General features: G+C 58.0%; 12 protein-coding genes and 1 pseudogene. 1 reads left to right on the top strand and 12 read right to left on the bottom strand.

From position 1 onward, the window contains the following. From WAW39_RS23350 to WAW39_RS23320, 7 genes and pseudogenes are all read right to left on the bottom strand, one after another. Positions 1-586: pseudogene (locus WAW39_RS23350) on the bottom strand (VCBS repeat-containing protein); the annotation flags it as partial. A gap of 15 nt (positions 587-601) precedes the next feature. Next, positions 602-2206 carry a fucose isomerase gene (locus WAW39_RS23345; RefSeq protein ID WP_422321565.1) on the bottom strand — a complete coding sequence of 535 codons (1605 nt, stop codon included), beginning with the start codon at positions 2204-2206 and terminating at the stop codon, positions 602-604. A 104-nt stretch (positions 2207-2310) separates the two neighbouring features. Beyond that, complete coding sequence (locus tag WAW39_RS23340) at positions 2311-4428, bottom strand: agarase (RefSeq protein ID WP_422321564.1); 2118 nt, start codon at positions 4426-4428, stop codon at positions 2311-2313. A 23-nt stretch (positions 4429-4451) separates the two neighbouring features. Then, on the bottom strand, positions 4452-5861 hold the full coding sequence (locus WAW39_RS23335; protein WP_422321563.1) for an MATE family efflux transporter: 1410 nt from the start codon (positions 5859-5861) through the stop codon (positions 4452-4454). Continuing rightward, entirely contained in the window at positions 5862-6299 is a 438-nt protein-coding gene (locus tag WAW39_RS23330) for a DUF5069 domain-containing protein (RefSeq protein WP_422321562.1), read from the bottom strand. A gap of 68 nt (positions 6300-6367) precedes the next feature. Then, complete coding sequence (locus WAW39_RS23325; RefSeq protein ID WP_422321561.1) at positions 6368-7699, bottom strand: MATE family efflux transporter; 1332 nt, start codon at positions 7697-7699, stop codon at positions 6368-6370. Beyond that, positions 7696-8280, bottom strand: a complete 585-nt coding sequence (locus WAW39_RS23320) for a DinB family protein (protein ID WP_422321560.1) — start codon at positions 8278-8280, stop codon at positions 7696-7698. The genes WAW39_RS23325 and WAW39_RS23320 overlap by 4 nt, the downstream gene beginning before the upstream one ends. A gap of 78 nt (positions 8281-8358) precedes the next feature. On the opposite strand from WAW39_RS23320, the gene WAW39_RS23315 reads away from it, so the two are divergent. Further along, positions 8359-8742, top strand: coding sequence for a winged helix-turn-helix transcriptional regulator (locus WAW39_RS23315; RefSeq protein WP_422321559.1), 384 nt, complete (start codon positions 8359-8361; stop codon positions 8740-8742). A gap of 59 nt (positions 8743-8801) precedes the next feature. Here WAW39_RS23315 and WAW39_RS23310 read toward each other — a convergent pair whose 3' ends face one another. From WAW39_RS23310 to WAW39_RS23290, 5 genes are read right to left on the bottom strand one after another with little or no spacing between them, the layout of a single operon-like run. Next, positions 8802-9224, bottom strand: a complete 423-nt coding sequence (locus WAW39_RS23310) for an OsmC family protein (protein ID WP_422321558.1) — start codon at positions 9222-9224, stop codon at positions 8802-8804. 54 nt (positions 9225-9278) lie between these two features. Continuing rightward, entirely contained in the window at positions 9279-10727 is a 1449-nt protein-coding gene (locus WAW39_RS23305) for a 3-keto-disaccharide hydrolase (RefSeq protein WP_422321557.1), read from the bottom strand. Then, the gene (locus WAW39_RS23300; protein ID WP_422321556.1) at positions 10724-11602 is read right to left on the bottom strand and encodes a metallophosphoesterase; all 879 of its coding nucleotides are present in this window, start codon (positions 11600-11602) and stop codon (positions 10724-10726) included. The genes WAW39_RS23305 and WAW39_RS23300 overlap by 4 nt, the downstream gene beginning before the upstream one ends. A 46-nt stretch (positions 11603-11648) precedes the next feature. Further along, complete coding sequence (locus tag WAW39_RS23295; protein WP_422321555.1) at positions 11649-12917, bottom strand: polysaccharide pyruvyl transferase family protein; 1269 nt, start codon at positions 12915-12917, stop codon at positions 11649-11651. Between the two features lie 30 nt (positions 12918-12947). After that, positions 12948-14531: an FAD-dependent oxidoreductase gene (locus WAW39_RS23290; RefSeq protein WP_422321554.1), complete on the bottom strand. Its 1584-nt coding sequence runs from the start codon at positions 14529-14531 to the stop codon at positions 12948-12950. Between the last annotated feature and the right edge of the window lie 2 nt (positions 14532-14533).

The following is a 14533-nucleotide window of genomic DNA, read 5'->3' as shown; positions in this document are numbered from 1 at the left end:
GCAGCACATACACGTAACCGCGCAGCGGGCCGTTCATCCAACGGCCGTTTTCGTTGTAGGCGTTGTCCCAGCCGTACTCGGTCCAGTCGCCGACACCGACGATGAGATCGTTGTTGCCGTCACCATCGAAATCCACCATGCGCCACATGTCGGCGCGGATTTTGTTGGGATGGACCTTTGCGTCGACGGGCAGCTTCTGCTCATGCTCCAGACCGGTTTTGAGGAAGTCGGGATACTCTTTGCCGGGCGAAAGCACCCGTGGCTGACCATCCACGTAGCTCACCTGCACATTCGACTTCCCCGCGCTGATGCGTTTGGCTGCTTTGAAAACCGGCATCTTGTTTTTCGACGTGTCGCCGCTGGCGTTCTCGAAGCAATAAACACCGTTGTAGGGCTTGTCGGGGCAGTTCACGACGAGGTCGAGATCGCCATCGCCATCAAAGTCCATCGGCAGCGGCCACGCCCACAAACCCACACCGAGATCGACCACGAGGCCGGGATTGTTGTACTTGAGCGGCGTGAGGCCGTCAGCGGCAAAAGCGTGGCTGCAGAAGCAGGCAAGCAGGAGGGGGTGGAGGAGCTTCATGGTTGGGAAAAACAATCAACGCGACAGAGTGCCGCACACATTCACCTGCATGCCCAAGGCGCGGGCCATCGCCGCCTTGGCAAACATGCAGTCGTCCGCTGCCTTCGCGTCATTGGCATAGGCGACCTGGACATGGTTGGCCTGATGCTTGGCCATGAGCTGGTCGCGGCTCACGCCATAGGTCACCGCGCTCATGATCGGCCACTGCGGCGTAGTAAGCTGCCAGCGGCGCTCGGTTTCTTCACGCGGAAGATCGACCACACCACCACGGCCAATGTCCATGTGCAGCGCTTCATCCTGCACGTAGATGCGCGACCAGACAATCTCGCCCGGCTTGGAAATACCACGAAGTGTGGAGCCGCCGCTCGGGAAGTACATCGGCGGCTGGCGGAAGCCTTCGGCGCTCTTCCAGCCTTCGGCAAAATGCGCAGGAGGTGCCGCGCCACTGATGAGGAAGACCCAGACGTAGTCCTTCTCGTACTTTTCGCCCCAGCGCACGTCATGCAGTGTCGTCTCAACCGGCTGCTGCAGGGCACGATGCACCCGCTGCGTGAGCATGCCGTCGAGTCCGGCGCATTCATCGACCTCATTAAAATGCAGCAGCGGCTGGCCTTCCAGCAGGGTGCGTTTGCGGTCACGCGATTTCACCGGCGGACGGTCCGAATTGTTCAGCATGCCTTCCACGAGATCACTCGCAGGCAGCAGATCCTTCAGGCCCTGCTGATACTGGATGCCGATGGCATCGCAACCGAAGTCATCCGCGATGCGCAAAGCCGCAGCGTACATTTTGCACTGCAGCCGCACCTGATCGCGTGTGAGCTGCGTGGCGTGATTGTCGCCGAGCTGGAAGGTCATGCCGTGCTTCACCACCCAGGTGTGGATGGCCAGTGCGTCCGAATCGCTGACCTGCATGGCTTCATGATAGAGCGCGGACTGGCTGAGGCGCTCCTTGAACACGCCACATGCATGCAGCGCGTGATCGGGAATGATGGCATTGAACATGCCCATGCAGCCTTCATCAAAGATGCCCATGATGGCTTTGTCTGCGCGCAAAGTAGCAGCCAGTTCCTTGCCCAATGCCGCCGCTTTGGCCGGAACCTTCACCTTCTCCAGTTTCTGCACATGGCTGAGATCGTGGGTGATGCTGCCGGACTTGAGCCACTGCTTGAGCTTGGTCTTGAAAAAAGAGTCGGTGAAGTCCTCGCTCCAGAGCGTGGAGTATTTCACACCGGCTTTCGTAAGCGAGCCATTCAGATTCAGCATGCCCACCAGCCCGGGCCACTGGCCGCTCCAGTTTGCCACCGTCAAAATCGGGCCGCGATGTGTGGTCAAACCCGCCAGCACATGATGCGAATACTGCCATACTGCCTCCGCCACGATCAGCGGTGCCTCGGGATCGATGCCGCGAAACACCTCAATGCCCATCCGCTGCGAGTCGATGAAACCGTGCTTCTTGGATGTGTCCAGCGCATGCGCACGCTTGACCTCCCAGCCCTCTGCCTTCAATGCGGCACCCAGCGCCTCCTCCATGGCTGCCTGGGCTGGCCAGCACGTTTGATTGGCAGAAAGGCGCAGGTCACCGCTGGCCACGAGCTGAACGATTTTGGATTTGGATGGCATAAACCACATCTTAGCCAAGAGACTTGCATTTCACCAGCACAAGTCACAACTCGCACCAGATGCGCATCCTTGGCACCTGGATGACCATCCTTGATCTAGCCGCCTTATTTTGTCTCGACGCGGAAACGGGGATCATCCCAGACGAACGGCGGGCGCTTGCCCAGAAGGAGATCATAGATGGTGTGGTTGGTCTTCATCATCTCGGCCAGCATGTCCTTCCAAGGACGATCTGCCACGCTGACGAGGCCGGTGTTGTAGCTCTCTCCATTGTACTTGCTGAACCAGCGCCCCGTCGTGGCCTGATCAATGAGGGTGAACCACTCAATGCCAATGACAAACCCCAGGGAGGCGCTCTGCTCGACATAGTTGCGATAGGCCAGCCCCCGCTCCTGCTGGCTGCTGACTTCACGCCCGCCCACCAGCCCGCTGTCCTTAGGCGAAGCCCAGAAGAACTCGCTGAGCATCATCGGCTTGTTGCCGGTCCATTCGTGGAAACGCTTCAACGCCGCCGTATCCACTCCCATGGTGTAGTAATTGTAGGACACCACATCGAGATGCCTGCCCATGATGCGGCAGAGCTGCTCGTCGTTGATCGTCACAGGCTGCAAACGGCTGCCGATTAGCATGTGATTGGTGTCATGCTGGCGGAACAGTTTTTCGATCTGTGCAAAGTAGGTTTCCATGAAGGCCCCCACGTAATCTTTCATGTCAGCTTTGGCCGCGTCCGTGGTCACTGCGAGCCCTACATCGATCAACTCATCAAAGGAAGCCGCATTAAGCTGCCATGCGGTGTTGAAGACATTGATGGAATGGTACTTGTCCTTCAGCACCGCCACCAGGCGCCGCTTGCAGGCCTCTTTACCCGTGAGAGAAGGAACGACGCGTGAGATTTCATCGTAACGCGGCTCATTCACGATGAAATAGCCGATGAGCAGCGGATCATTCGCACGCGCAGGCAGCTCGCGCGCGAGATTTTCGGCGATCTTTTGTGCGGTTGCAGCATCATACGGATCCCACACTTCATGCACGCCGGGGATGCGCGGCACGCCTTCCCAGGCATTGATCGGCAGGCTTGTCACATACGGGAAATCGGCCTTCACATGCGCCTTCTCGGGTGTGGGACTGAACGCGCCGATGGAGTTGAAGCCCCACTTGCGCACCCGTTCGATCATGCGTGTGGCATGCGTTTCATAGTCATAGGGAGCGCCGAACTTGCGGATCACGTTCGCGAGATAGAAGGAGAAATGTGCCTGCCCATCCCCGGGCCGGAAGGCACTGTCAAACTCGCCCTCCGCCTTTGGCAGCCACTCGTAGATGCCTTCACGACCTGTAACGTAGGTGTAGTCATCACTCGGTGCGAAGCCGCAGATGCCGAGGTGGAAGAATGCGTGTCCATCAGGATCAACCAGCCACGATTTGCCCTGCTTCTGCTCCACATGAAAGAAGCCCGTCTTCTTCAGGCCCAGCGCCTCACCACTGCCGGACTGGCCGCCGAAACGGTCCAGCTTTGGCGTTTCGATGCTTGCGTAGTAACTCTTGTCCGCCTCCACATCAGCCTTCAGATCTTCCAGGCTTTTGAGTTTGTTCGGGAACGAATCTTTGAGGCTCTGACCAAAGGGATCAATCAACTTTGCGACGGCAGCAAGATCTGATGTGATGCGAATTTTCGCCGTCGGCTGGTCCGGATTGTACGGCACCATGAAGTACCAATTATAAATCGCCCAGTTCCATTCGCGGTTGTCGGTGAGTTGCTGGAACGCATAATCCGGCGTGTTGAAGCTCAGGCACTGCCCCTGAGCATTTTTCAGCATGAAGCTCGTGCTGTTCAGGCTCGCTAAATGCGGTGGCGAAGACTTTTCCGCCGGAAACTTGCCGTCCTTGTCTGCAATCTTCCATTCGCCGCCCTTGGCGAAACCGATGTCAATAAGGACGGACATTTTCCATGACTTCACATCTGCTGGCACACCTTTAAATGAGAGGTCGATCTCATCCTTGCTGATGGAAACTGCACACTCCGCCCCGCCTTCATAGCGCACCGTCGCGTTTGTCCCGGTCGCTTTCACCTCGATCTGTTTGTGCACCGGATCAAACTCAGGATAGGTCAGCGTGAAGCTGCCGAGGCTACCGGCGGAAATTTCGATGCCTGCGCCGGTGCTTTGGAGTTCGGCGGCAGATGCAGTCACGCAAACAATCGAGATCAGACCGAGAAAGAGAAATTTCATGAGATGACGAGAGAGGGCTGGATTCAAACCTTATGTGTTTTCCACCGGCCACGTTTGAAAAGCAACCCGCTAAAAATGGCAAGCAGTGAGTAGGAGATGGGGACCGAGATGAACGCGCCCACAGGCCCAAAGCCGCATGATTTTGCCAGCCCCCATGCAATGGGAATCTGCCCCAGCCACAGGCAGATGAAATTCAGCCGGGCTGGTGTCCAAGTGTCACCAGAACCGTTGAAGGCGGATTCAAAGCACATGCCTGCCGCATAGAGCGGGAAGGCGAGGCTCACGATCCATAGCGCCTGAGTGCCGAACGCCACCACTTCGGGATCCGCAGTGAAAAGACGGATCAATGGATGTGCAAGCAGAACGAAGCTGATGCCCACGATGCTCAAAACGATGATGTCGAATTTCATGGCGATTTTGACCGCCGCCTCCGCGCGCTCCGGCTTCTTTGCGCCGAGGTTTTGCCCCACCAACGTGGCCCCGGCATTTGCCAAACCCCATGCGGGCATCAGCGCAAAGACCACAATGCGAATCGCTATCGTATAACCCGCCAGCGCCGCACTGCCAAAGAGTGCGAGAATTTTGAACAGCCCCACCCAGCTCGTGGTGCTGATGAGAAGCTGAATGATGCCGCTGCCGGACTTGCTCAGCACCGCAGAGATCACCTCCCTCTCCGGTTTGAAATGCTGCCAGCGCACTTTCACGCGGCTGTGATGCCCCGCGAGATGCCAGAGCTGATACAGCACGCCAATGCCGCGACCAATGTTCGTCGCCACCGCCGCACCCGTGACTCCCAGTTCGGGAAAAATCCACCAGCCGAAAATGAAGCATGGCCCCAGCACGATGTTCAGCGCATTTGCCAGCCACAAAGTCCGCATGGCGATCACGGCATCACCCGCACCACGAAAGATGGCGTTGATGAGGAAGATCAAAAATACCGTGGCATTGCCACCCAGCATCATGCGGGCAAAACCGGAACCCAGCGTCACGATCTCTTCACCCGCACCCATCAGCCGCAGAATATCCGGGGCGAAATACCCGAGCACGATGCCCAGTCCCGTCGCTATCAGCACACCTAAAAGCACGATCTGTCCCGCCGCCTGTGCTGCGAGTTCCGGCTCTTTTTCACCTATGCGGCGCGATATAATCGCCGTGGCGGCAATCGATATGCCAATCGCCACCGCATAGATGAGCGTCATGACCGACTCCGTGAGACCCACGACGGCGACGGCCTCCTTTCCGAGATGAGAAACCCAGAAAACATCCGCCACGGCGAACAGCGACTCCATGACCATCTCCAGCACCATGGGCACCGCGAGCAGGATGACCGCACGGTTCAACGGCAGCGCGGTGTAATCATGCTGCTCCGCACCGCGCAACGACTGCCGCACGCTCTGCCAGAATGAAACCGGCGGTGATGCCTCTTCACTCATTCAAGGCAGCCTTCCCTCATCCACATCGATATATTTCGTGATGGTCTGGATGTCATCACGATCACCCAGACCGCCATCGGCTTTTCGTTTTGCCAATATGTCTGTGATGTGATCATTGATGCCGAGTTTCAGAATGTAGTAGTTCCAGACGAGCTTGTCGGTGTCATTCAGCGGGCGACCGTGCACCTGGCACCAGTGCAAAATCTCTTCGTCCGTCCCACCTTCCAGCACACGGGCTTTGAGATCGTCATAGTTCACATGCAGGAATCCGACGCAGCTGCCGTCGCTGCCTTGGCCCAGATTCGCATGCAAATCCTCCCATAGCTTGCCAGCGGCATGCAGACGAATCTTGCCCAGCATGCGCGGGAAATACTTCAACCCGGCGGTTTCATCGAGTGGACTGCAAGGCAGCGTAGCGGGATCAGGTTTGGCAGACATGACGGATGCGTCGCTGGTGCCGCGAATTTGTCAATCAGGCGCTGCTCTTCTCCAGCGACAGAAATGCTTCAAAACTTCCGCCAGCCCCAGCCGAGCGCGAAAAGGGCGGCGCTCCAGGTGACGATGCAGATGCCCCACCACACGCCCCACAGCCCCCAGCCAAGCGTGAAGGCCAGGGTGTGAAACACCACCACGGGTGCGGCGAACTGCCGGTAGATGCCCATCCACAGACCATAGGCTGGCTGTTTGATGCCCTGCATGGCAAAGACCGTGACAAACAAAATCGGATAGGCCGCAAGAGTGAGCGATGAGCTGAGCAAGTAGTTCCGACCATGCCCGATCACGATCGGATCCTGGCTGAACATCTTCATGGCAGGATCACGCAAGAGCCACACGAGCAGGCCGCCGAGCAGCATCAACCCCGCGCCGATTTTCACATTCGTCACCCAGGCCTCGCGCACGCGGTGTGGGAGTCCTGCGCCGTGGTTCTGCCCCACGATGCTCAGCACCGCGGAATTCAGGCCGATGGCCGGCATGAGCACAATCTGCTCCACACGTGTGGCAATGCCCGTGGCCGCCACGGCTTCCTTGCCGAAGTGTTTCACAAACCATGTGATAACGAATACACCCAGAGAAATGGTGAGCATGTTAAGCGCCGCTGGAATCGCCTGTCCTGCAATCCGCCGCAGCACCTGCAGATCAGGCTTGAAATCATCCCGCCGCAGATCGCGGCAATAGTGCGCCCTGCTGACATGCGACCACAGAAAGAGCCCGCCACCCATCTGAACGAGGACCGTGGCCAGCGCGATGCCGGCCACGCCCAGTGCGGGCAACCCCGTCCACCCCCACATCAGCACCGGATTGAGCACGATGTTCGCCACGAAGCCGACGATGAGAAAATTCCGATACACCCAGGTGGTGCCCTGCGCAGACAGCGCTGAGTTCAGGATCATCGGCAGCAAAAAGAACACCCCGCCGGCGAGGATCACGTGCATGTAATCCAGCACCGTGCTCAAATAACTGCCCTCGGCACCGAGCAGCCGAAACAACCCCGGGGCCACCAGCCAGCCCACGATGGAGAGCAGGACACCCGCCGTGGTGGCAAACACCAGCGACTGCGCAAACACCCTGCGTGCCTCCGCCACGTGCCCCGCGCCCAGCGCATTCGCCAGCAGAGCCGTGGTGCCCTGGCTGATGCCGCTGCCCATGGCAAACACAACAAAGTACAGCGGAAACGACAGCGAAAGCGCCGCCAGCGACTCTGTGCCCAGCCAGCCCGCGCAGAGCGTGTCCACCACGTTGAACATCGTGTTGAAAAACATGCCGACACTCATCGACAACGCGATGCGCCAGATGAGCCGGGGAATAGGGTCTGTCGTGAGCGAGAGAGGCTGCTTCATCGGCCCAATCCTAGCAGGATGCTTTGAATCTGCGCGCGATGAACTCCCATATGTGTGCCCGCCATCGCCGCCCAGCCGAAAGCATCCAGTGAACCGAACCACGGATGCTCAAAGCGCTGCTGAGTCTTTAAATCCTGCGCCTCGGTGATAGCGGCAATAACACTGTCACAGGAACGCTCATAACCCTCCTCGACATCCGCTGTCACTACGGCGCTCGGCTTGACTGCTGCGGTGCTTGCCTTGCCAGGCGGCACCTTTCCATGAGTGAGTGCGTTGATGACCCGGATGAGACCGATGTGAATGATGCGCAGATGCTCCAGCGTCATCCACACAGACCAGTTGCGGCTGCTGTCCTCCAGACCGCGCAAACGCTTGATGAGCACTCGCTCGCCCCGCTGCTCCGCTGGACAGGAATCCACCAGTGCACGGATCGCCGCACGTTCTTCCTTGAACTTGGCAACAAAGGCTTCGCGGCTGCCCCGACGGCATGTCCGCGCGAACATCATCCGGGCCACCCAGAGTTCAATGGTGGGCAGACCGGCGCCCGGCGGGGCGAGTTGAGGATCAGTGCTGGTGCTCATGCGGGCAAAATTGCGTATTACTTGCATTATGCAAGTTTTTTACTTTTGAAACACAAGTGATTGGAATCATAGTCCCCCATGCCCAAGGCCAAAGCATCCAAACGCCCGATCAAGGCGCCACCGCCATCCTCACGCCGCTCCCCCTGCCCTGTGTCCTGTGCACTCGACCTGTTTGGTGACCGCTGGACGCTGCTCGTCATCCGCGATCTCATGCTTGGCCGCAGCCGCTTCAAAGACTTCGTCAGCTCCCCCGAAGGCATCCCCACCAACATCCTCAGCGACCGCCTCGAACGTCTGCTCGAAGCCGGCATTGTGCGCCAGATCCCCGCCTCTGACGGCGGCAAGCGCATGGCCTACGAACTCACTGAGAAAGGCAATTCCCTCCGGCCCGTCATGAAGTCCATCCGTGACTGGGGGCTGACTTGGGAACCGGGCACGAAAGCCGTCTTGCAGCAAAGCTGACCAAGTCCGGTGTCACAAAGACACCGGACTTGGCAAATCTTCTTCATGCACAGCCTGGGTCACGCCAGCTTCGCGTCCATCGTGATCGTCGCATTCAGCAGCTTCGAGACGGGACACCCCGCCTTAGCCTTGCCCGCGAGGTCTTGGAAAGTAGCATCGTCGATGCCAGCGATGACAGCGGTCACATCGAGATGACTGGCCGTGATGGCGAAGCCACCGTCTTTCGGCTCCAGCGTAATGGTGGCACTGGTGTCGATCTTGTCGGGGGTAAATCCGGCACCGCCCAGAATCATGGAGAAAGCCATCGAGAAGCAGCCCGCATGGGCCGCACCAATGAGCTCTTCAGGATTCGTCCCCTGCTCGCCTTCGAATCGAGTCTTGAAGGAGTAGGGTTTGTCAGTGAGCGCACCAGAGCCGGTGCTGAGAGTGCCGGTTCCTTCTTTGAGGGACCCCTGCCATTGAGCGGATGCTTTTTGTTTCATGATCGTGTGGATGAGAGTTTGTCGGGAAAACCCATCCTACGATTGGCGGTGAAATCAGGACTTCGAAATTCGTGAGACAATCACCTCAGAGGTCTTCCGGTCGATGGAATACAGCACTCCGGCTTCACCGCGATCCCAGGCGAAGGCCTGGCCGTGGGCGCTGATCGGTATCGCGCTCTGCCAGAGCAACACGTCACCCTTGGCCGGGAGATCGAGCACATACAGCTCCTGCGCATCATGACCGGTGATGAAGAGATGCCCGGCAGGACCAAAGCTGCCGCCAGAACTGCTGTTCTTGCCAAACTTAGCCACCACTTCGCTCGGAAATTTCAGTTCTCCGAGCTTCTTCCACTGAGCATCAAACATCACGATCCGAGTCTTCGCAGGATCACCAGTCTTCGCATACTGCGCAAAGCAGGCGTACCAAACTCCATCGCGACGGTCCACCCAGGTCAGCGAGCCGTTGGCGTCCGTCAGGTCAATGGACTCCAAATGCTGCATCGTCTGTGGATCCCAAATCTCCACGGAGCTCGTCATCGGCATCGCGGGGTAGTTCGAATGGGCACAGTAGAGGTTTCCATCAAGCACGAGCCCTGCGTTCAGATGCTTGATGCGCCCATCCTTCGCTTCTTTCCAGTCGCCAACGCGTTCGCCGTTGTCTTTGCGATACTTGCCGATGGCCGCGTTTGTGATCGCATAAAAATGGATGCCATCTACCGCCACGCCCTGATGCGCCTCCTCGGCCTTGAAGCGCTTTAGCTCCTGGTGCCGCCATGCAGATTTTCTTGCGGGCTTGGGTTTGGGATTTAGCAGTTCCTGGATGCGCGCCTCTTCTTTTTTCAATGCAGCTTTCGGCACGGGCATGGGCTTTAGGTTCTCACTCACCAGCGGCTCATCAGGTGGAATCGCACGCCAGCGAAGATTCTTGAACCACACATCGGCGCCATGATCCTGCAGCCAGAGATTGCCGCCGCGTTTGGTCAGGTCGGTGCCGCGATAGCTCACCAGTTTGACGGCGTCTTTCCAGCGAGGATCAGCATAGTCGAAATCGACCACTTTCTCTCCGTTCAACCAGTGCTGAATGACGCTGCCCTTGCAGATGACGCGCGCCTCATTCCACTGCTCAAAGGGCCGCACCACATCCTTGGTCGGGGCCATGCAGAAGAACAGTGAGCCCGCGCTTTGCCGCGGATTCTCGCCGTAGGGACTGTTGGCGTTGTCGAGCAGCTGATACTCATATTGACCCGGCCGGTAATACACACCGCTGTTGCAGCCTTTCGCCACCTTCCAGTCAAAGCGCAGCTCGAAATCATCCGGCACCTTCGCCTTTTCATAGGTCAGCGGCCCGCCCTTCTTCACCCGAGCGATCTCACCGTTCACGACCTCCCAGTTGCCACCATGCTTCCAGCCATCGAGTGATTTACCGTCGAAGAGAGACTCAAATCCGGGCTCCACCGCCAGAGCGGAGCTTGCGAGTGTCAGAGAAAAAAGAAGTAGTTTCATGCGTGGTTCAAAGTGCGGTTTACCTGCCTGCGGAAGCCATTCAAGCGCAGCGAGCCATCAGCCATGATGTCGAGCATCGAGTAGCCGTTGTTTTCCAAACCGCTGCCTTCCACCATCGCGACGAGCGTGGTGTAGTGGATGCCGGCGATCTGCTGATAGTCGTTCTTGTGCGAGTGGCCCTGGAACACAGCGAGTACTTTGCCCGACTTCTCCAGCAGCGCACGCACCTCGGCGGCGTTGCGCACGGCATGCGCTTTGTCCATGTCGAGCCGTTGATGGGCGAATACAATCACCGGACCGCCTGCCTTGGTCAGCGAAGCCTCCAGCCATGCCAGCTCCGCATTGGGAAGGTTGGCATCCTGCCAGTTGAAGTTCTTCCGTTCATACGGCGTGCCATCCTCACGGAAGCAGGCGTCGAGAATCAAAAACGTCACACCCTTCTCTTCGAAAGAGGCATGCCCTCCCGGTGCCTTGGTGTGAGCGGCAAACTCCTGCTTCGTCAAAGTGCCGACGCAGTGATTTCCCAACACGTAGTGCCTGGGCATCGAGAGCTTCATGAAATGCGACTCCATCGTCTTCAGCCATTCAATTTCACGCTCCACCGAATCCGCCTGATCGATGAAATCACCCAACTCGATCACCAATGCCGGTTTTTCGCGGTTCATCACTTCCACGGCCTCATCCAGCTTCGCCAGCGCCTCGCGGTAGAATCTCGTTTTCGTCGGTTCCTTGTCGGCGTAATGCAGATCTGTCATCAGGCCGGCACGCAGCAAGGGGGCAGCCGCAGCATCGGCTGCGAAAAGTCTGCCACCCCCGAAACCTGCGAGGCAAAGGGAGCTGTGATGGAGGAAGGCGCGGCGAGAAATCGAAGACATGGCGTGTGAAAACGAGACCCAGCCCTTTCTTTTTGCCGTCAAATCATCATGCCTTTTCGAGGATACCCTTCACATGCTGCATCGATTTACCGAAGCAATCATGCACATAAGCCATGGCTTTCTTTACTTTGGCCTGGGCCGCAGGGTAATCGGCATCAATGGTGAAAAGCGTCTCCGCCATCTTTTCCGCCGGTGTTTCGTCCATTTCCAGCAGCCACTCTCCAAGACCGATATCCTTGAACATCCAGCACTTCGGCGAATGGAACTCGGAGTAAGTGTGGATGACCGGCGTACCATTGGCCAGGGCGATGATCGGCGAATGCGGCTCGTGGCAGACGATGGTGTGGGCCCGCGCAAAAATGGAGGCGGCTTCATCCGCGTTCCAGAAGTACTCCAGGTTCACCACATGCTTCTGGATCTCCGGCGGCAGCTGATCGTGAATGAGGCGCTTGTTGTGCTCCATCTCCTTCTTTACCTCGGGGGCGATGAGCACTTTATGCCCGGTCTTTTTGACCCACATCGTCACCAGTTCCCGATACTTTGCCGCACGACGCTCATCATCAGCGATCTGTTCGGCGGTGGGATGCAGCGGATTGAGCTTCGGGGTCCGGGTGTCATCCACGCCGGGCAGTTTGGCGGTGTTGGTGCGCAGTTGCAGGGTGATGAACTTCCGCTCTTCCAGCCCGAGCTTTTTCATGGTCGCCAATCCGCGCTCATCATCGCGAACATCAATGCCGAGGCAGCCATCCGGGCCAAACTCAAGCACAGGTGTTTTGATGCCTGCGTTCTTGAGGATACTCAACGTTTTGGTTTCACGCGTGTAGATGAACGAAGCCGCATTCAGCAAGGCGATACGTTCCTCCGCGCCTTTACCCTCCACCATGCTGGCAAAATACGACTGCCCAAACAGTCCGTAGGGTTTGCCTGCCTTCTGACAAAACTGCATGAAGCTGATGTCCTGACCCATGCCAGAATTGCGAATGAAAAGGTCACATCCGGCAATTGCCTGCCGCAATGCCTCATCCTTTTCACCTTTGCCCGTCAGGCTTCCCTGCAGGATCTCCACCTTGGGAAAGCGCGTCTTGAGCATCGCGGTGACGCGCTCGTCCAATTTCATCGCCCACAGCACCACCTTCACCTCCGGCAGGTGCTCTTCGATGACACGAAGCGTTCCCGGCGTGTGACCGATGTCACCAATGTTCACTGTATCCCAGGCAGACTGCAAAAGAAGGGTCTTCGGCTTGCCGTTGGCGGCAAAAACAGAACCACCAAGCGCGGCGGTGACAGAGGCGATGAAATGACGGCGGGTAGGCATGGTTGGGAGGCACTGAAGCTGAATTGAACGTTAAAATTCCGGCGGGCCGTTGAGATGCTCGCACTTCTCCGGCAGTCCGGGAATGAAATCGACCACCTGCTTCTGGGCGCGCAGCTTGTCCTGCAGTGGGGCCAACGGCACCTTCTGCACAGCGACATCGTCCTTCACTGCCAGCGCAGCGGCAATGCCTGCGGCGTGACCAGTGATCATCCACACGCTCTCCAACCGCAGCGTGCAAAAGGCCACATGGGTGAAGCTGGCAGCGCCGGGCACCAGCAGGTTGGTGCATTCGGCGGCTTTCGGCGTCAGCGCCCGATAGGGAATCTGATAAGCATAGCCCATGCGCCAGATGCGCCCCTCATTGACGAACTCGTTTTCATTCAAAGCCACACGCTGAACGTGATGGCAGTCGATGAAATGGCTGCTCATGCCGATGCTGTCCGATTTGCGACGGTCTACCTGCACATCCTGCTGCGTCACGACATATTCGCCGCGCATCCTGCGTGCCTCGCGCACATAGAGCTGATAGGGCAGGTGGCCGTTGTCAGTGAACTCATCCTTGTGCAGGCCCAGCGCCTTCATCTCCTCCTGCATGCTCGCAGGCACTGCGGCATCGGCGGCAAGGAAATGCAGCAGACCGAGCGTGTAATCCATGTGGTCCTGGTAAATGCGGGTACGCTCTTCGTACGTGGCATCAGGCCAGTCAAACTGCCCGCCAAAGTGTCCCAGGGAGTAGATGGCGGACTGCTTGTTGTTCATTTCGAACTTGCCATTACGGCGTCCGTAGAGGTCAATGATGTCCGCAAGCTTCACCGGCTTCTTTTGCTGGGTCTGATCGCGGAACCAACCGGCCAGCAGTGCGTAACGCTTTTCGTCGTAATGCTTCGGCGCGGGGATGGGCACCTGCAGCTTGGGATCCTTTGCCACCGTCAGGCGAAAATTGTAGTTCATCGGTGCACGATGAGCATCGCCTTCATGCAAATCTTTGGCCCACGCACTGATGCCAGGCAGCAACGTTCCAATCTCGTCCACCGTCCGGGCTTGGCGCGCTGTCTTGTCAAAACGGACGCCCGCAGCCTCCTCGCCAAACTCCGCCTTCGCCTCGCGACCGACGGCGTATTTGACACCCGCACGCGCCATGAGATCGCCTTCGTAACCTGCGTCGATGAAGACTTTCGCCTGAAGCTTGGAACCATCCGTAAGGGTGACCGCAGTGATGCGCGCGCCATCTTTTTCCACTTTATCCACCGACGCGCCAAAACGCACCTCCACCCCCGCCTCGCGCAGCATGTCGAGATAGGTTTTCTCAGCGACACTGGACTCAAAGAAATACTCCGGTCCACTGGTCTGATAGTGGGCACCAAGGCGGCGATAAAATTCATCCGCAATCCCACCGATGGTCCATTTCAACATGTGCTCGCTCTCGGAGGTGTTGATGCCGCTCGTGCTCAGACCGCCGACATGCTTCGTCGGCTCAATGAGCACCACCTTGGCCCCTTCACGCGCCGCCACGATGGATGCCGCAATGCCACAGGGCACTCCTCCATACACCACGATATCCGCCGCGTTGAGGTGGGTGACGCAGATCAGGCAAGCAAAGAAAAATGTCTTCATGG

The organism is Prosthecobacter sp. (genome assembly GCF_049294395.1).
Lineage (GTDB): Bacteria > Verrucomicrobiota > Verrucomicrobiia > Verrucomicrobiales > Verrucomicrobiaceae > Prosthecobacter.
The sequence above is the reverse complement of the archived record's forward strand: the minus strand, read 5'-3'. Positions and strand labels throughout refer to the sequence as shown.

Excerpts from the sequence above, each read along its gene's own strand:
- WAW39_RS23325 (WP_422321561.1), bottom strand. The coding sequence starts at position 7,699 with ATGAAGCAGCCTCTCTCGCTCACGACAGACCCTATTCCCCGGCTCATC.
- WAW39_RS23290 (WP_422321554.1), bottom strand. The coding sequence starts at position 14,531 with ATGAAGACATTTTTCTTTGCTTGCCTGATCTGCGTCACCCACCTCAAC.
- WAW39_RS23330 (WP_422321562.1), bottom strand. The coding sequence starts at position 6,299 with ATGTCTGCCAAACCTGATCCCGCTACGCTGCCTTGCAGTCCACTCGAT.
- WAW39_RS23310 (WP_422321558.1), bottom strand. The coding sequence starts at position 9,224 with ATGAAACAAAAAGCATCCGCTCAATGGCAGGGGTCCCTCAAAGAAGGA.
- WAW39_RS23300 (WP_422321556.1), bottom strand. The coding sequence starts at position 11,602 with ATGTCTTCGATTTCTCGCCGCGCCTTCCTCCATCACAGCTCCCTTTGC.
- WAW39_RS23335 (WP_422321563.1), bottom strand. The coding sequence starts at position 5,861 with ATGAGTGAAGAGGCATCACCGCCGGTTTCATTCTGGCAGAGCGTGCGG.
- WAW39_RS23320 (WP_422321560.1), bottom strand. The coding sequence starts at position 8,280 with ATGAGCACCAGCACTGATCCTCAACTCGCCCCGCCGGGCGCCGGTCTG.
- WAW39_RS23295 (WP_422321555.1), bottom strand. The coding sequence starts at position 12,917 with ATGCCTACCCGCCGTCATTTCATCGCCTCTGTCACCGCCGCGCTTGGT.
- WAW39_RS23315 (WP_422321559.1), top strand. The coding sequence starts at position 8,359 with ATGCCCAAGGCCAAAGCATCCAAACGCCCGATCAAGGCGCCACCGCCA.
- WAW39_RS23305 (WP_422321557.1), bottom strand. The coding sequence starts at position 10,727 with ATGAAACTACTTCTTTTTTCTCTGACACTCGCAAGCTCCGCTCTGGCG.
- WAW39_RS23340 (WP_422321564.1), bottom strand. The coding sequence starts at position 4,428 with ATGAAATTTCTCTTTCTCGGTCTGATCTCGATTGTTTGCGTGACTGCA.
- WAW39_RS23345 (WP_422321565.1), bottom strand. The coding sequence starts at position 2,206 with ATGCCATCCAAATCCAAAATCGTTCAGCTCGTGGCCAGCGGTGACCTG.